Origin of the sequence: Streptomyces sp. NPDC127098, from assembly GCF_042722465.1 — a bacterium.
In the GTDB taxonomy this organism is placed as follows: Bacteria; Actinomycetota; Actinomycetes; order Streptomycetales; family Streptomycetaceae; genus Streptomyces; species Streptomyces millisiae.
Genome location: NZ_JBHXFJ010000014.1, coordinates 67,225 through 83,678, shown reverse-complemented (window position 1 = coordinate 83,678; position 16,454 = coordinate 67,225). Strand labels below are relative to the sequence as shown.

The window sequence follows — 16,454 nt, the reverse complement described above, 5'->3', positions numbered from 1 at the left end:
AGTGGCCGTCCCGCCCCCCGTGTTGTTGACCGTTTTAGGGCAACCCCGGCTTGCCCCCCCCCTAGAAAAAAAAAACCCCGGGCTGGGGGGGGGGGCGGGGCAACCCCGCCCCCCGCCCCACCAGCGGTCGTGAAGAGATCAGGCAACGACAGCTGTGGAGCACCGCCCGGTGCCGTCGAGCGACGGCACCAGGCGGTAAGAGGTCAGTGGCTGTGGTCCGGGTCGTCGATCGAGGAGTTGCAGGCGCTGGCGCCGTTCTCGCAGGTCTGACCGCAACCGTCGTTCGTGGAGCACTGGTTGTTGCCGTTGCGGTAGGTTGCCACGACGACGCGCACGTTCAGCGTGAAGTCCTCGTCGTCGAGGAGTTCGTCGGCCTCCGGTGGTTCGGCGAACGCGAGGGCGCCAGCCGAGGTGTGGATGTCGGGCATCGTGCTCACTCTCCTTTACCTATACCTGTGTGGTGTGTTGGTGCAGGATGCCCTGGTTCCCGGTCGCGGTCGCGGCCGTGTTCCAGGAGAGGGTGACCCGGCAGTGCTTCTTGTCGATGACCCGCCGCAGGGACGCGTGGGGCAGTTGGTCATCGGGCACGTCGGCCGGGTGAACAGTGAAGTGCGGTCCGGGGCCGCCGCGGTGCTCGGCCGTCCAGGTCTGAACGTGCTGCGCGAGCTTCTGGGCGAAGGCCGGCGCCGTGGGGCCGAGCGCGTGCGCGCCGTACTCAACCTGGTTCTCGTCCGAGGTGCGGCGCACCGTGAGGTAGCCGAAGTCGGGCCCGTCGACGGCTGCAAGGGAGAACCACTTGTTGCTCGGGGCCACGAGGCCGGTGTCGAGGTCGGGGTCGACGGACATGGTGCAGAAGTGCTCCAGGACGGTGGCCAGATACATCTGGAGGGTGTCGAGCACCTCCGTGCGTCCGACTGTCACCCCCGTCCACACCTCGGCGCGCGGGGTGCGCACAGCGTTGTCCAGCAGGCTGGGGTCCTCGGGCAAGCCGTCCTCGAACCACAGGCGGATCTCCTCGGTGCCGTTGACCAACAGCGCCTGCCCGTCGCGCTCCTCCTTCCCCTGCATGGGGACGAAGCCACAGATGCGGGAGGAGACGCTGACGAAGTGGTCGCCCGTGCGCTGGAAGCCGATGGAGCGGGTGAGGTTCCTGAGCCGCAGCGGCACCACCAACCGCCCGTCGTCGGTCAGCTGCTCGAACCATGCGGGCGGAACGTCCCAGGCTCCGGCTGTGACCAAGATGCGGTCGTAGGGGGCGTGTTGAGGGACACCGCCGGCGGCATCGGTGAGCACAACCCGGACTTGCGGGTAGCCGTTGGCGGTCAGCAGGCGCTCGGCGCGAGCCACGATGTCCGGGTCGATGTCAACGGTGGTGACCTCGCCGCTGGGCCCGACCAGCTCCGCGAGGTACGCGGCGTTCAAGCCACCGGAGCCAATCTCAAGTACCCGCATGCCAGGCTGGACGTCGGCTTGTTCCAACATCATCGCCTGGACCTGGGGCGCGGAGACTGAGCTGGTCGATCCCCCGTCTTCGTTCCTCTTGGTCACCACGGCGGTGAAGGCGTTGTAGGCGGCTTCCAACGTCGCTTCTGGCACGAAAGCGTGCCGAGGGACTTGTCGCATTACCGTCTCAACGTGCTTGGAGACGATGTCGCCGCTCGCGATGAGCTCGTCGATGACTTTCTCCCGCAGCTGCCTAGCACAGTCTTCATCGACGGTTACTTCGCTCATAAAGGCTATTCCCTTCTTGATCCAGCACCTGTTGCTTTCACCGCACGGCGCGCGCACTGTGGTCTGCCTGACGCTGCGGAAACCTCGTCGAGCCGGTGGTCGCCAAAAGGCTGGTGGGCTCACGCCCGCCCGGCGTGCGTCAATGGCAGCGGGCGCTATGGCCCGTCCCTCGCCGTTGCTGGGCACTTTCGTGAGACCAGGAACGAGCGATAGCCGCAGTGTAGTCAGGCGGTCACGAACCGCGCCGCCTTCTCGCCACACTTCGCATCCCCGTGAATGCTTGTCGTGCCCGACGTGAGGCGAACACAGTGACGCCGGCCGTCATCTGCGTTGGCTTGATCCCTTCTATGGAGGGTTTTCTCTCGCTCATGCCGCAGGGGTGAGGGCGCGTTCGAGCTTGCGCTTGTCGAAGGTCGCGACGACGCAGGCGTGGTCGGAGGCGATGCTGGCCGGTTCGGTGTCGATGACGGTCAGGCTGGTGAGCGCCTCCGCTATGTTCGGCGTGGCGTACATGCGGTCGATGCGCTGGGGTCCGCCTTGCTCCTCGTTGCGCCAGAGGGTGGCGGTGGGCCTCAGCGCCTGGGGCTGGTTGAGCTCGACGGCGGCGTGGCGTCCGAGTTCGCGGAAGGGGGCAGATCCGCCGGGGGTGATGCCGGCAAGGATGCGGTCGGGCTCGCTGTCCGATACACGGCTCTCCCCCATCCACACCGTGCGGTGCTGGTAGTGCACCGAGTCCCTCACGGTGGTCCAGTCCGGCAGCGTCGTCGGGGGGTCGAAGGCCGGGTAGGAGTTGAAGTCGCCGCCGAAGAGGGCGGATCCGTTGTGGTCGGCGAGCGTGGTCAGCCGCTCTGCGGTGATCTGCCGCAGCACGGGGCTGAAGTGGCACAGGTGGATGGATGCGACGGCCACGGGCGTGGTGGTGCCGTGCAGGCGGAGGATCGGGATCCTCAACGGCTTCCACATGGCCGTCTGCCACAGCTTCTCGTCGATCTTCTCGAACAGCTCGGCGCGGTAGAGGACGGCGGTGGGGTTGGTGCTGTCGGTGGTCTGGGGCGCGAGGACGGCTTCGAGGCCGAGGCGTTCGGCTTCCTCCCGCAGCAGCCGCCCGTCGTTGTCCGCGGCTTTGGTCTCTTCCTGCCGCAGCAGGATGTCCGGGCGAAGGCCCTCCAGCAGGCTCAGCGCGAGGTCGCGGCGCTCGCTACCGCCGTCGGCGTCGAGGCCGTTGCCCTCGATGTTCCAGGTGACGACGGTGACCTCCTCGGCGGGGTTCGGCGGCGTCGTGGCCGGGGTCGTCATGTCAGTGATCTCCCTTGAGTAGCGGGGCGTCGTGGTGGCGTTGGCCGGTGTGGTGCTTGTCGACGCTGGTGGCCGACCGGCCCGGCTCGCTGAGCCGGCCGCCGCGTTGGCGACGGGCAGTCGTGCGGCCGCCGGCTGGGTCGCGCACCGCTCCAGCAGTTCCAGGGCCTTGCGGATGAGCAGGTCCTCCTGCTCGGCCGTGAGGCGCTGGAGATCGACGCAGTGAAGTCCGGCGAGGTGAGCGACGGCGCCTCGCCAGCCGTAGGCGCAGTCCGCGCCTCGCAGATCCCGCAGCCATTCCCGCCACTCGCCCAGCCCCCTGCCGTGGCGGCGGGCACCGAGGTCGTAGCCATCGACATAGCTGGCGAAGGGCGCGAAGCGATGCCCCAGCAGCCCGGGATGCCTGCGGAACAAGGCCCACAGCTGCGCCTCGGGCATCGAGTCGATGTCGATGCCCGGCACCCTGGTGGGGGTGTGGAGGGCTCGGCTGGTGGAGCAGTACGTCGCCGTCGGCGAGGGTTCCACAGGGGCTGGCCTCCTGGCGGTGAGGTCTGTAAGAGATGTCTGCAAGGCCCGGCCGGCGAACACGCGGTTCAGCGGGGGTCCCAGGGACCGTTCGCCGGGTCGCCGCACCAGACCCACTGCTGGTCGGGCGTGACGGTGACGCCGAAGGAGTAGATGTCTGGACTGCCGGCGCGCAGCCAGGCGTCCCATGCCTCTTCGACCTCGGCGGCGAGCTGCCGAGGGCCGCCTTCGAACGCGACAGCTTCGCCGGTCGGTGGCGCGGCGAGGAGCGCCCACGAGGCGTCGCCGTCGTGAAGGGTGACGAGGAGGCCGCGGGCATCGGAGTGGGCGCTGATCCACACCTCAGGCAGGAGTACCGACAGCGCCCACAGCAGGTGTGCATTGTGCTGGAATTGGGCGAGGTCCCGGTCAAAGGACCGCTGGTGGTCAGCGAGGCCGTCGTCGCGGATCTGGTGCCAGGTCCGCGACACGGTGAGGGTGTGGCGGTCGGGAATGAAGCGGGTGGCCTGCTGGATCCATCCGGTGGCGGAGCTGCCCTCCTCGTCGACGATGAGGGTCGTCAGGCCCTGGCCCCAGGGGGTGACGATCAGGCCCTCGGGGCGGGTCTGTTCGATCCAGGCCCAGGGGATGCGGCGTGCGACGAAACCGGCGATGACCCGGTCGTACGGTGCCCCTGCGGGCCAGCCGGCGAGGCCATCGGCGGTCTCGACGCGGGCGCGCACCCCGTGGTGGTCCAGGCGTTCGCGGGCGCCGGCGGTGAGCTCGGCGTCGATGTCGAGCGTGATGACGCTATCCGGGCCGGTGCGGCGCGTCATCAACGCCGCCGTCCATCCGGTGCCTGTGCCGAGCTCAAGGACCCTGTGGCCAGGTTCGAGGTCGAGGTGGTCAAGCATGGCGGCAGCCACGACCGTGGCGATCACGTTGCTCGTCGACGTGCTGTTCCGCACCTGAGTGACGGTGGAGTTCCCGGGGCTGGCGTAGACGGCGGCGGCCCACCGGTCCGGATCGGCGTCACGGTCGACGGGCGCCCACCTGCCGCCTTCCACGACCCAGACGCGGTCGGGGGTGTAGTGGTCTCGCGGGGTGGCCGCGACGGCTGCGCGGATCCAGGGTGAGTCGGCCGGCCAGTCACCGTCCGCTTGCATCTGCAGGTCGTGGCGCTGTCGCAGGTCGTCGAGAGAGGTCATCGCATGGTCTTTCGTTTTCGGAGTGTCGGGCCGGCGGTGGCCGAGGTGCGGGAGGCGCCGGCGGCCTGGGGGGTGAAGCGGACAGGTGAGGGCCATCAAGGGGTACGGGTGACTGCTTCGAGTTCGGCGAGGAGGGACAGTGCGCCCGCCAGCACGGTCGCGGTAGGACGCACGTCGGGCTCGGGTGCGAGCGCGGTCTCCAGCGCCACTTCGAACCCCGGCCAACCGAGAGGATCGACCGCCCGGCGTCCCTTGCCTGGGACCGCACCATCAGCCTCGGGGTCGGTCGGCCAGGCGCCGCTCCAGCAGTGCCATAACGCCCTGGCGAAGGTGTGCACATCGCCCTCGGGTGTCGGTGTGACGAGCGTGTTCGCCCTGAGCCGGCGGGCTATCTCCGCCGCGTCGAGGCGGTGAAGCGTCCCGATGTAGGGGAAGTCGAGGTCGGCTGGGAGGCTGCCGGCCGGGCCCCGGGCCCAGGCGAGGTCGACCAGACGCACGCCGTGCGCGGTGTGGATGAAGTGCTCGGCACGGACCCCGCCATGTACCCAGCCGGCCTGGTGCAGATCAGCCAAAGCCGCAGCGGCCTGCGCCGCCGCCCTTGCTGCCACGCGGTGTGCGGTTCGTTCAGCGGCCTTCCCCCGCAGTTCGGCGAGTTGGTCGGCCAGGGTGGGGCCGTGCCACCAGGGCGTGACCAGCCACGAGCCGCCCTCGATCAGCCTTCCTCCGGCGAGCACCCGCCCGGCGCTCGCACCGGCCGCGCGGATCACGGCTGCTTCGCGCGCCGCCACCAGCCCTTCGTTCCCCGGACCTATGGTGATCTTGACGGCGACCTGGACGCCGTTGATCAGGGTGGCGCGCCACACCTCGGAGTCGGCGCGGCTGGTGATCTGGGTGATGGTCTGCCAGCGGCCGATGGCGGCTTGGATGACGGTGGCGAAGATTTCGTTCATCGCGGTTGCTTCTTTCGACGCGCTGGGCTGCTGGCGACACACAACGGGTGAGCTCGACAGGGGCACCCGCCGGTAGGGGGGGCGGCCGGCCGCAGCGGTGCTAGCTGTGGGGGAAGGTGGTCATCGCCAGGTGATCGCGCTCAGCACGGGCTGGGGAGAAGCGGCGGGTGGTCTTCACCAGCCCATCCGCGAGGACAACTGCGATCCAGGCGAAGGCGACGACCACCCAGCGTGCGCGCAGGTCGGCCGGAGTGATCGTCGGCGACACAAGGTCCATGACGACGGTGTTGTAGGTGAAGTGGCCGGCGATGAGGGCCAGCACGTCGCGGTAGCGGTAGAAGAGCCAGGCCGCGCCGGCGCCGAGCAGCAGGGTGTCGAGGGCGGAGAGGCCGAGGTAGAGGTGGGGCATCAGGCGCAGTACCGCGGCCACCAACAGCCACTCCCACACCGGGCGGCGTGCGGCGGCCAGCAAGGTGACGACCACCGCACATAGCAGCAGTTCCTCGACCACGCTGGTCCAGGCATAGGTCGCGGTTTCCTGGAAGGGGCTGCCGAAGCCCCTGGCCCCCGGCGCGTAGACGGGGAAGTAGTCGAACAGGTAGAGCCTGATCTGGGTGCAGGTCAGGATCACGGCGATGAGCGTGACGCCGGCGGCGAGCGCGGTGACGAACTCGCGATCGGCGGCCGGACCGAGGCCCAGTCCGGTCCTGCTGGGCTTGATGCCGTGGCGCAGCAGTAGTTCCCGGGCGAAGCACCCCAGCAGGACGATCGTCAGGAGTTTCCCGACGCCGGCCGCGGTGGGGGTGTCCCACGGCCAGCCGGAGACGCAGCAGGCGCCCAGTGCCCCCACCAGCACAAGCCCAATCGTGGCGCTCCGCTGGCGAGCGGGGCCGGGCTGGGTGCGCGCGACCCACCAGTCGTGTGCCAGGCCGCCGCAGAGCAGGACGGCCAGGGCAGGAATGCTCTCCTGGGTCCAGTCGGTCCAGGCATTCGGCGTGATGAAGTCGTAGGCGGCGGCGAGCTTGACCGCCGAACCCCATATAGACGGGCCCGCGCCGATGGCGGCGGCCAGGGCGACGTACCCGTAGGCCGTTCGAGTCGGCAGGGGCTGTGTCGTCGTGTGCGACGACACCGATATTGCTGTCACGAAAACGCAACTTCCTTACACAGGAATGGATGATGGGACACGTGGGGGGGGTGGCGGTCTTGTGCGCTCCGGTGCACCGGAGCCGGGGTGGTCAGGGCGCGGTGGAGCCGAGAGCGGCGAGTTCGCGGTCGATGTCGGTCAGGCTGATCTGACGGATTTCGACGACGAGTTGGGAGGCGTGCATCCAGGTGACGAAGCGGCTGGTGTACGGCAGCGACGCGATGTTCGGGTCCTTCACCAGGCCGTGTGGGGTGGGCTGGTAGAGAACGCCGTGCACGCCCAGGGCCTTCACGCGCCGGGCGCGGAACGCCACCGAGCCGCGCCGCAGGTGGGGGCAGCGGCGGATGGACACCGCCGCGCACAGCAGGCACAGGGGCGGGTTGTGGATGTGGGCCCGCTCCAACCGCCGGGCATCCGCTGGTTGGGCGCAGCCGTGGCGTGGCTGGGAGGCGAGGAAGAGCCAGCCGCGCTCGGTGCGGCTGGCCGGGCCGGCGCAGATCTGGCAGCACATGTGGGTCATGACCTGCCGCTGACGGCCCGGGTGCTGGTCTTTCAGGTTCGGCTCCCCCGAACCCCAGGCGCCCTCGGTCCGCGCCCACAACACGCCGTGCTCGTCCCGATCCTCCGGCTTCTCGTCGCGGTAGCCCAGACCGCGACCGTCTGCGCGGGCCACCAGGTCCGAGAAGAGCCCGGGGAGTTCACCGCTCCAGACAGTGACGAAGGGAATGGCCACCGTCCCGGGCTCTCCGAGAGGAGTGGGGCGTGGCGCGAGGGCGGTCACGAGGCCGTGTCTCCCTTCCCTGCCGGCGCCTCGGCGGAGGCGGACGCGGAGCGGTCGAGTTCGCGCAGGAGGCGGGCCAGGCGTGCGGCATCCAGCGGGGAGCGGCGGTCGTGCAGTTGGAATGCCTCGGCGTACGCGGCGCGGGCCTCCTGCTGGCGGCCATGCTCCTGGTGGAGGTCGCCGAGCCATTCCAGGGCACGGGCCTGCCACAGCACGCTGCCGCACGCCGCGAACTCGCCGACCGCGTCGCGAAGGAGGGCGTGGGCTTGGTCGTCTTCGCCGGCTTGGCTGTGGGCGCGGGCGAGGAACGAGGCGGCCCGGGCAGCCTCGTGCGTGTTGTTCGCCGCCAGGAGCTCGTCGCGCGCCTGGGCGAGGTGGTCGTGCGCGGCCGCGGTCTCGCCCAGGTCGCTGGCGAGGTCGCCCAGGCGGATACGGGCCAGGGCGGCGTCCACCGCGGTTCCGGTCTCTTCCCACAGAGTGAGGGCCTTGCGGTGCAGGGCCTCAGCCTCGCTCGTCTGCCCCGTGGCCCGCGCGATGTCACCCAGCCCTTGAAGGGCCTCGGCCTCAGCCTGCTGGTCCTCGTCGGTGCGCGCGTTGTGCAGCACGCGGTACAGGAGCACGCGGGCCTCGTCGTAGCGGCCAAGTCGGCGTAGCGCGGCGGCGCCGGCGGTGGCCATCCGCCGTCCGGCCTGCTGGTTGCCGAGGGATCGGGCGGCCGGCGCGGCGATGTCCAGGTAGAGCTTCGCCCCTTGGTCGTCGCGCTGGAGCCGCCGGTCGAGAGGCTTCAAGGCGTCGACGAGCTGCCAGGCGTACCCCCACCAGGCGTTCCAGTGGGCTGTGCGGGCCGCCGCTACGAGGTTGGGCAGGTGCGTCTCCAGCCACGCCCACGCCTGCGTCTGGTCGTTGAAGTCCACCGCCTGGGGCTCGCCGGCGTAGTCACGCTCCAGGGCACGGTGACTGGGGGCGACCAGGGCGCCGGCGGTGGTGGCGTTGACCAGCAGGTGGTCCAGCCACCTCCGCAACGTGGAAGCGCGGTCCCGGGCCCCCAGGGTCTCGGCCTGGCCGATGGCGTGCCCGAGGACGCCGGCCGGGACACGAAACCGCCCGCAGGTGACATCGCCGGCCTCCTGGACGTCGTCGTGTTCGGCGTCGGGGTCGCGGCGCTCGACGAGGCCGTGGCTGGCCAGGTCCTTGAGGGCGTCGATGGTCGTCGCCAGCGGCATGCCGGCCGCCCACGCCATCTCCGCGACGCCGAAGCTCGGCAGGACAGGGAGCACCCCGAGCACCTGGTAGGCCCGGCGGGCGATGGCGGGGAGCTGCTGATAGACGTGATCAAGAACAGTCATGGTCGAGCCTCGGAACGGCACCTTTGAGTTCGGAAGGGAAGAGAGCGGCCGGCACCCGCCAGGTGTGGACGCGGGAGTGGCCGCAGCGCCACCCCGCGCGGACGCGGGTCAGCGTGAGATGCAAAGGCAGGTGGCACTGGCGGCAGTGCGCCCACCACGAGTCGTGGATGTGTCCCGGGTAGGGCTCCAGCGGCACGAGGTCCGCCGCTGCCAGTTCCATCACGGCTTCTGCGGAAGTCACCGGGGTCAGCACGTGGTTACAGGGCTTGATCCGCCGGTGATTCGAGGGCTGTGGGAAGCGCAGTTCACCGCAGTTGATGCACACCGCCGGCCACCCCTGCTGGGAACCGGGATAGGGGACGACCGGTTCGTACCGCGCGGCCAGCAACCGGTTCATGGCGCGCAGATGTCTGGTGTCGCGGCGTAACGCCACCTCGGCTAAGCCCTGTTGGCCCAGCGGCCGACTGTGCCCGCAGCGGTAGCCGCCGGCCACGAGGTGAACGGACACCTCCTGCGGCAACAGGCAGTCCACGCACCGAGCCGGCCACAGCCGATGCGGATGGCCCGGGTAGCGGGCGGTCGGCACCAGGCCCCCGTGACGCAGGACCTCCACCGGCGCGGCCGGCATCCGCGACCGCACCGGCGTGCGCCGGGTCCTGGCCGTCCGTGCACCGCCACCGCGGTCCCATGCGGCCCTGATCAGAATGCGGTCGAAGTCCAGGTGGTGAACGGGTCTGATGCTCGCTCTGGTGTTCTTCGCGCGAGCGCGTCGGGTGACGGATGTGTCGAGCATGACGGTGGCCGGCGTCATCACGGGCTCCACGGGTTCCCCATCTCCTGACTCCTGCGGTTGACGATTACGAGGGTGCTAATGCCGTAGCGGCTCTCCGCCTGCGCCGCTTTCCTTCCGCGTGGCAGGCCCGGCAGTAGCGGTGCCTCGCGCCGGAACGGCTACGTCGGAAACCGACGTTCTCTCCATCCATTGCGTGCTTCTGCTGGCCGCACAGTCCACCGCTCTTTCTCGGACCTTCGAGATGCCACGGAATTCTGCGCGGTACGGGTTCGGGGGCGAACCAGAGTTCGACGGCCGCCTTGCGCGCCTTCGCCAGCCGCTTATTGAACGCGCCCAGGGTGGTCTTCAACAGTTGTGCGGCCTCGGCTCGATCCTCAGTTCTGGTGAGCGCCCAGAGCGTCCACTGATCCGCGTAATCAAGCCCGTCGTACACCTGAATGGCCGCGATCCGCTCGGTGACGGGATCGTCTTCGTGCCACTGCCGCCCGATCGCCAACCAGTAGGCAGCGAACCGCGTGATGGGCTTGTCGGACTGCGATATGCCTGCCGCACGGCTAAGGCTTCGGGTCTCGGTGTAAATGGCCTGGACACCAACGAAGTAGAGGTCCTTTTCCTCTGGTCGTTCGTCTAGCGTGCACAGGGCTTCGGCGATGGCGGACCAGGCGATCTCGCGCTGATACCAGGAGTCGAAGGCCGAGCACTTAGCCCGCCATACTGCCCAGTTCGCAATCCGTGCTATATCGCGGCCAGAGTATCCATGAGCAATCTCCAAGGGGCTGGCATGCGCCGGCGGACGCACCACCGCCACGCTCACACCGCACCGCCCAAAGATGGTGCCGGTGGGAGAGCATCACGGCCCACAATCGCCAAATGACGTGCGCGAGGGAACGCATCTCGCTCGGGCGACGTCCGCGTTTCCTTCTCCAACAGATCAGCCAAAGCGGTCGGTATGCGCTGCCGGAATTCCGGCACCCAGGCCCACTGTCCGTTGGGATTCACGTCGACGAGGTAGTGAGTGCCGCGCGAGTCCACGATGAAGTCGAGCGTGGCGAATCTCAGTTGAAATCGGCGCAGCAGCATCAGAATGCGCTCGCCGATCGGCGACGGCAGCACTGTGCCTCGGTACGCGAGGTTAGGCGTGTCGCGGCGCCAGTCCAGGCGGCCGGCTCCTTCGGGGGCGTGGATCTCGACCGGAAAGACGCGGTCACCCACCACGGTCACACGGATCTCGTATTGCTTATCGACGATCCGTCGTTGGAACAAGTGCGCCGTCAACGCGATGCGTTCGCTGCCCGCCTGCTCAGCCGGGACCGGGTAGGTGTAGAGACCGCCGCGCTCGTCGCCCTCCTCGTAGACCAGGCCGCTGAGGGATTTGGTGACGACGTGCCCTTGGTGTCGCTGGGCGAAGGCCGCGGCTTCGGCCGGGTCGTCGGTGATGAGGGTGTCGGGCACCGCGAAGCCGAGTTGCGCGGCGGCGGCGAGCTGGCGCGGCTTGTCGCACCTCTGGTTGTTCTCGGGCCGGTTGATCCACGCCACCTGTGGCAGGGAGTTCAGCGGGCCCAGCAGCCCAGCTCTCGCCTGCTTCTCGGCCCAGTCGCGTTCCGGATCGCTCATGCCCTCGGCCAGACCGAATCCGGCGGGCTTGCGCCACCAGATCGCGCGCAGCTCGGCGAGGTCGGTCTCTCGCCGGCCATCGGTCAGGGTGCCGCCCCAGCGGCCATCCGGCCGCAGCTGCGTCGAGAGTCGAAGGCGGCTGGGGAAGTCGGCCAGGTCGATGCGGAAGAACTCGACGCCGCGGTTGTTGAGTTCGCGCAGCACCAGGTCGGCGGTGGGGTCCAACGCGGCGGTGACCACCAGCAGGCGCGGCGTCCTACATCGAGTGGATGCGGTCGTGGTGTTCATCAGCAGCGCCCGGTGTCTTCGTCTTGGTCCTCCATGCCGTCCCGGGGGGACGCGCTGGTGTCGGTCGACGCCGTCACCTGCCACACCTCCGGCAACTCCAGGCACACGCGCCCGTCGACCATCGACAGCTGCGTGACCGGATCGACCGTGACGACACCGCCCAGCGCAGGTGCGTGCCCGTCCGGCCGCACCAGCGCGTCCAAGCCGAAGGGACGCGTGCCCGGCACCTCGACGCCGAGCGGCACCTCGACGTCGAGCGGCACCTCGACGTCGAGCTCGGAGGGGAATTCGAAGGTCATACTCATCTGAATCAAAACTTCCAAACTATTTCGAACTATTACAAAAAGCTGGAAAGTAGGGCGTAGTCGGCTCGGCCGGTCTTCGTGACCAGCCCGCGTGGCGTCGAGGAAGCTGCCGTGCTCGACCGCGTGGGTCAGGTGTGCGCGGCCTCGCGTCGGGCGTTCATCGCGCGCAGGCGGGCGGCGTCCTGGCCGCTGCCGGCGAGCTCGTACAGCCGGCACGCCTCGGTGAGCAGGTGCCGCGCCCCGTCCCCGATCTGGCGGCGGGTCGCCGCGGCGAGCCAGTCGACCGAGCGGGCCTCCCACCACATCGCGCCGGTCTCGGCGAACTCAGCTCGCGCCTGCAGGAGAGAGTTGGAGGCCGCGACGTGATTGCCGCGCCGGGCGTGGGCGAGGCCGAGGTAGGCCCGCGCCCTGGCCCGGTCGTATTGCTCGGCGCACTCCCCCAACAGATCGACCGCCCGAGACAGCAGCAGCACGTCCTCGTCGGGCTCGCCGAAGGTGGCCGCGAGGTCGCCGAGCAGGATCAGTGTCCGACCCAGACCATGCCGGTCCCCCAGGGCACCGTAGATGTCTGCGGCCCGCCGCAGCGGCGACAGCGCGGCCCGCGGACGTCCCGAGCTCCACTGCACCTGGCCGATCCCGAGCAAGGCCCGCGCGATATCGCGTTCGTCCTGATGCTGGCGGGCGCTCGCCAGCATGTCCTCGAAGCAGGCCATCGCCTCCGCAGGCTGCTCCTCGCGCAGCCACCCCTCCCCGATGACGACGAGCAGCTGCCGCTCCCCGCGGTCGTCCAAGGCGCTTCGAGCGGCCGGCAGTCCGTGGTCGACCAACAGCGGCAGCCAGAACACGTCGTCGCGCCGCCGCTGAACCAGCGGCCGCATCGCCACCAGCAACCGCCACGCCAGCTCCGGCCAGCCCGCCTTCTCCGCCACCGGCACGGCCGCCGCGACGCTCTCCCGGTGCGCCGCCAACCACGCCAACGCCTCCGCCGGCTCGGCGGGAACGACCCGCGGCTCCGGTAGCGGATGCCGATACGCCACGCGCTCGGGCGGGATGCTCGGCGCCAGGACCTCGCGGGCCGTGAGCGCGCCGGCCAGCAGGTACTCCACCCACCGCCGCACAACCGCTCCGCGCTCCTCCTGCCCGTCCTGCCGCTCCGCCAGGCCGACCGCGTGCTCGCGCTCCACCCGGTTCATCCGGATGGCCGGGGAACCGCCGCTCCGTTCCTGACGCTGCAGCAACCCGCACCCAACCAGCGCCTCGACAGCGGGCTCGGCGAGGTCCGGCATCCCGCTCGCCGCCACCAGCTCCCCCATCTCCAGGGCGACCGGCGGCAGCAGCCCGATCTGCCGATACAACAGCGCAGACTCCGGCGCCAGCCCGTGGTAGCTGGCCGCGAGCGTGGTTGCCGCCGCTGCGGGTTCTGAGTGGTTCTCGTCGGGGGAAGTCACGTCCGCTCTCCGGGAATCGGATCAAGATACGAAGGAAGAGTTGAGGTCCCGCTCCCCTGCCAAGGGCTGCACCACCTCGACAGGGGGCGGGATCGCACTCACGCGGCGGGCGCCCCCACCCAAACCGCGCGAGTGAGCCAAGCGAGGCCCGAACGAGACGGGCCGGGGAAAGAGAAGAAGCCGTTGAGGCGCCGCGAGGGGAGGTTGGATCCGGGGCGCTTCGATCAATCCAGAACGACGCCTCAACGGCCGTCTTACGACGGGTTCGTGTCGAGCTCGAACTCCGCCCACACCTGTTTACTTCTGCCGTAGGCCACCGGCCGCCAGCCCCATGCGCTACTCACCTCTGTCACCAGCAGCAGGCCACGACCGGACTCCTCGTCCACGCCCGCGGCACGCACCATCGGCACCGCGTCCGGGCTGTCGTCGGTCACCGCCACACGAAGCGCACGATCAGATCGCTGAGCCTCTACGACCACCGTGGCCCCCTCGGAGCGTCCTGGTGCCCCATGAGTCACGGCGTTGGCCACCAATTCAGTGATCACGAGCTCGGCATCTGCCAGGGACCGGGATAGCCCCCAGCTCTCCAGGGCATTGCGCACCACGGCCCGAGCCCGGCGACCGCTGTCCGGGCACGCCGGCAGCGAAATGACGACGTAGTTCCCGCTGCGACCCTCGTGGGGTATCGGCTGCGCGACAGCACCATGGGGGAAGGGTTGCTGTGGGGTTGTCACAAGCATCGCCATCGCCTCGGTTCTCGGGCTTGCGGATGTAGACACACGGGCGCCAGTGCTACTGCAGTGGCGGAGCGAGTCGCTTCGTAGGGCTCCTCGCTCGATCTGAGTGAATCCTCTCCGCAACATGCCAACCAGGTCCTTTGGGCGGCCTCTCCGCCGTCCCCCTTCTCCACCGGCCCTTTCACCGGCCTCTTTAGCGGCCCTTTCCGCCTCTCCTGAAGCCCGTGGCACAACCCCGCGCGAGTAAGTTGGCGTTGGCGAAGACAGGTTTGGACTACGGCATGTCAGGTGGTGAACGGGTGGCCAGCGGGCGGAATGAGAGCCTTCGCAAGGCGCGCGAGCTGCTGAACAGGACGCAGGAAGAGATGGCGTCGGACCTGACTGCGTTCGCCGAACACTTGCACGCTCAGGGTGTTCTGGGTGAGCGGATCAGCGTCAGCCCTCGGCAGTATCGCAAGTGGGAAGGGCCGCTGCCGGCCTTTCCACGGCCTACCACAAGGACCGTCCTAGAGAAGTTCTTTGGAGTGCCTATCGGGAAGCTAGGGTTCGTCCGTGGGGCTTCTACCGGCGACCGTCGTGGACGCGACCTCGATGAGATCGCTGGCGGGGCTGCAGATCGGGTACGACTCGATAGGAAAGAAGGCTCCCAAGACGAACCCCCAGCGACCACCGCAGCGGTGGCGCCTCCCGAGGCAGGTGATCCCACGAACCGTCGTTCTCTCGTCGCGCTCCTCGGCGGTACGGCTCTGTCAGCCCTCGCTTCCACCGACAGTGTCGAAGGTATTCGTGCCTATACCCGTCGTGCCGCAGCGACCGACGTGTCCAACCGATGCATAGAAGAGCTGGAGCTGGCGGTCCACCAACTGGGGGCCACCTATCCCGCCCACTACCCTTCTGAGCTGTGGTCGATCACCGGCCGACACCGCGAGCGTGCTGCCCAGCTCCTTGAGAGCCGGCACACGTTGTCCCAAGGGCGGCAACTAGCGCACCAGGCCGGCATGCTCTCTGTCGTGCTCGCATGGCTCGCGCACGATCTTGGACGCCGAGACCTCGTTGGCCCTCTCTGTGACGACGCCTGGGAGCACGGTCGCCAGGCCGACTCCCCCGAGGTCTGTGCCTGGGCCGAGGACGTCCGGTGTACCGACGCGCTCTACTCCGGCCGACCTTTGGATGCTTTGACCGCGGCTACCCGTGGACTGACCGTCGCACCACGCAACGGCAATGCCGTCGTTCGTCTTTCAGCTCAACTTGCCCGTGCCCAAGCCCGACTGGGTAACAGGGAAGATTTCGTCGAGGCGGCGCGCCGCGCACACGGCTACCGCGACCACATCCCGTTGCATGGGGCGGGGCTGTGGTCCGTCGACGCGGTCCGTATCTACTCCTATGACGCGAGTTCCTACGGTTGGCTGGGTGAACACCACCGCGCACGGGAAGCTGCCGAGCGCGCCATCGAGTTGTACGAGGCAGTTCCGGAACCCAACAAGGCGCCGACTCGTCTGGCCATCGCTCGGCTCGACCTCGCACTGAGCCAGGCGGCGCTCGGCGATCCGGAGGCGGCGCTCGCTGTGGCCCACCAGGCCCTTGACGGCGACCGGATAGTTCAGTCCATCCACGACCGTGCTCGGCAGTTGGGCAGGAGTCTGTTGTCTACCTATCCGGCGTTGCCGAGTGTCCGGGACTTCGGTGAGGAGATTCGCGCCCTCACGACATGAACTCCGAGACCACCCAGGACCGCACGTCCACGGCGTCCATGCCTGCTGCGGCCGCCGCAGCGAGCCCTTCGTCGGCGTCCTCGATGACGAGGCAGCGGTTCGAAGCGACGCCCAGGCGATCTGCGGCTGTCAGGAACAGGTCGGGCGCGGGCTTGCCGCGCAGCACCGCCTCCCGGGTCACCACGGCGTCGAATAGTGCGGCAAGACCAATGGCCGCGAGCCCCGCCCGCACGACCTCCGGCCCTCCGCCTGAGGCTATCGCTCGCGGTATGCCGACGGCCCGGGCGCGCTCGACCCACCCCAGCACGACGGGGAAAGCGTGCAGTGTCGCCGCCTCCTGGATGATCAGCTCTCCCCACTCGTTCAGCACCCGCTGGCGGTCCACCGAGCCCAGCCCCAGTTCGGCGAGCAGCTCGTCGCCTGAGGTGCCGAGGCGTTGCTGGTACCACTCCCTTTGCAAGGCGATGCCGTGACTGCGTGACAGGGCAGTGGCCAGCGAGCGGTAGTTGAGGCCCTGCGAGTCCACGAGGCTGCCATCCCAATCCACGATCAGCGCCTCGTAGGTCTCGACTTGTGGATCCACTCCATCTCCCT

The 16,454-nt window shown here is 69.1% G+C and carries 16 protein-coding genes; 1 reads left to right on the top strand and 15 read right to left on the bottom strand.

What is annotated here, in order from left to right; translation table 11 throughout:
- Positions 1 to 203: 203 nt before the first annotated feature.
- From ACFWI8_RS12070 to ACFWI8_RS12005, 14 genes are all read right to left on the bottom strand, one after another.
- Positions 204 to 428, bottom strand: a complete 225-nt coding sequence (locus ACFWI8_RS12070; protein ID WP_387089080.1) for an FxLD family lanthipeptide — start codon at positions 426 to 428, stop codon at positions 204 to 206.
- Positions 429 to 447: 19 nt separating this feature from the next.
- The gene (gene fxlM, locus ACFWI8_RS12065; protein WP_387089077.1) at positions 448 to 1,731 is read right to left on the bottom strand and encodes a methyltransferase, FxLD system; all 1,284 of its coding nucleotides are present in this window, start codon (positions 1,729 to 1,731) and stop codon (positions 448 to 450) included.
- Positions 1,732 to 2,097: 366 nt separating this feature from the next.
- Positions 2,098 to 3,552, bottom strand: a complete 1,455-nt coding sequence (locus ACFWI8_RS12060) for an endonuclease/exonuclease/phosphatase family protein (protein WP_387089074.1) — start codon at positions 3,550 to 3,552, stop codon at positions 2,098 to 2,100.
- Positions 3,553 to 3,620: 68 nt separating this feature from the next.
- Positions 3,621 to 4,739, bottom strand: a complete 1,119-nt coding sequence (locus ACFWI8_RS12055) for a methyltransferase domain-containing protein (RefSeq protein WP_387089072.1) — start codon at positions 4,737 to 4,739, stop codon at positions 3,621 to 3,623.
- A gap of 95 nt (positions 4,740 to 4,834) precedes the next feature.
- Positions 4,835 to 5,689, bottom strand: a complete 855-nt coding sequence (locus ACFWI8_RS12050) for a hypothetical protein (RefSeq protein WP_387089069.1) — start codon at positions 5,687 to 5,689, stop codon at positions 4,835 to 4,837.
- Positions 5,690 to 5,789: 100 nt separating this feature from the next.
- Complete coding sequence (locus ACFWI8_RS12045) at positions 5,790 to 6,836, bottom strand: type II CAAX prenyl endopeptidase Rce1 family protein (protein WP_387089066.1); 1,047 nt, start codon at positions 6,834 to 6,836, stop codon at positions 5,790 to 5,792.
- A 91-nt stretch (positions 6,837 to 6,927) separates the two neighbouring features.
- Positions 6,928 to 7,569 (bottom strand): hypothetical protein, encoded by a 642-nt coding sequence (locus tag ACFWI8_RS12040; protein ID WP_387089063.1) that lies wholly within the window; start codon positions 7,567 to 7,569, stop codon positions 6,928 to 6,930.
- Between the two features lie 44 nt (positions 7,570 to 7,613).
- A complete protein-coding gene (locus tag ACFWI8_RS12035) occupies positions 7,614 to 8,963 on the bottom strand; it encodes a tetratricopeptide repeat protein (RefSeq protein WP_387089060.1) in 1,350 nt (449 codons plus the stop codon).
- The gene (locus tag ACFWI8_RS12030; RefSeq protein ID WP_387089057.1) at positions 8,950 to 9,774 is read right to left on the bottom strand and encodes a hypothetical protein; all 825 of its coding nucleotides are present in this window, start codon (positions 9,772 to 9,774) and stop codon (positions 8,950 to 8,952) included. The genes ACFWI8_RS12035 and ACFWI8_RS12030 overlap by 14 nt, the downstream gene beginning before the upstream one ends.
- 46 nt (positions 9,775 to 9,820) lie before the next feature.
- The gene (locus ACFWI8_RS12025) at positions 9,821 to 10,564 is read right to left on the bottom strand and encodes a hypothetical protein (protein ID WP_387089054.1); all 744 of its coding nucleotides are present in this window, start codon (positions 10,562 to 10,564) and stop codon (positions 9,821 to 9,823) included.
- 2 nt (positions 10,565 to 10,566) lie between these two features.
- Positions 10,567 to 11,658 carry an MvdC/MvdD family ATP grasp protein gene (locus tag ACFWI8_RS12020; protein ID WP_387089051.1) on the bottom strand — a complete coding sequence of 364 codons (1,092 nt, stop codon included), beginning with the start codon at positions 11,656 to 11,658 and terminating at the stop codon, positions 10,567 to 10,569.
- Entirely contained in the window at positions 11,658 to 11,963 is a 306-nt protein-coding gene (gene tgmA, locus ACFWI8_RS12015) for a putative ATP-grasp-modified RiPP (protein WP_387089048.1), read from the bottom strand. The genes ACFWI8_RS12020 and tgmA overlap by 1 nt, the downstream gene beginning before the upstream one ends.
- A gap of 128 nt (positions 11,964 to 12,091) precedes the next feature.
- On the bottom strand, positions 12,092 to 13,411 hold the full coding sequence (locus ACFWI8_RS12010; protein ID WP_387089045.1) for a hypothetical protein: 1,320 nt from the start codon (positions 13,409 to 13,411) through the stop codon (positions 12,092 to 12,094).
- A 254-nt stretch (positions 13,412 to 13,665) separates the two neighbouring features.
- Complete coding sequence (locus ACFWI8_RS12005; protein WP_387089194.1) at positions 13,666 to 14,151, bottom strand: ATP-binding protein; 486 nt, start codon at positions 14,149 to 14,151, stop codon at positions 13,666 to 13,668.
- 266 nt (positions 14,152 to 14,417) lie between these two features.
- Between ACFWI8_RS12005 and ACFWI8_RS12000 the strand changes: the two genes are divergently transcribed.
- Positions 14,418 to 15,860, top strand: a complete 1,443-nt coding sequence (locus ACFWI8_RS12000) for a transcriptional regulator (RefSeq protein ID WP_387089042.1) — start codon at positions 14,418 to 14,420, stop codon at positions 15,858 to 15,860.
- On the opposite strand, the gene ACFWI8_RS11995 is transcribed toward ACFWI8_RS12000, so the two are convergent.
- Entirely contained in the window at positions 15,850 to 16,443 is a 594-nt protein-coding gene (locus ACFWI8_RS11995) for an HAD family hydrolase (RefSeq protein ID WP_387089039.1), read from the bottom strand. The genes ACFWI8_RS12000 and ACFWI8_RS11995 overlap by 11 nt on opposite strands.
- Positions 16,444 to 16,454 lie beyond the last annotated feature (11 nt).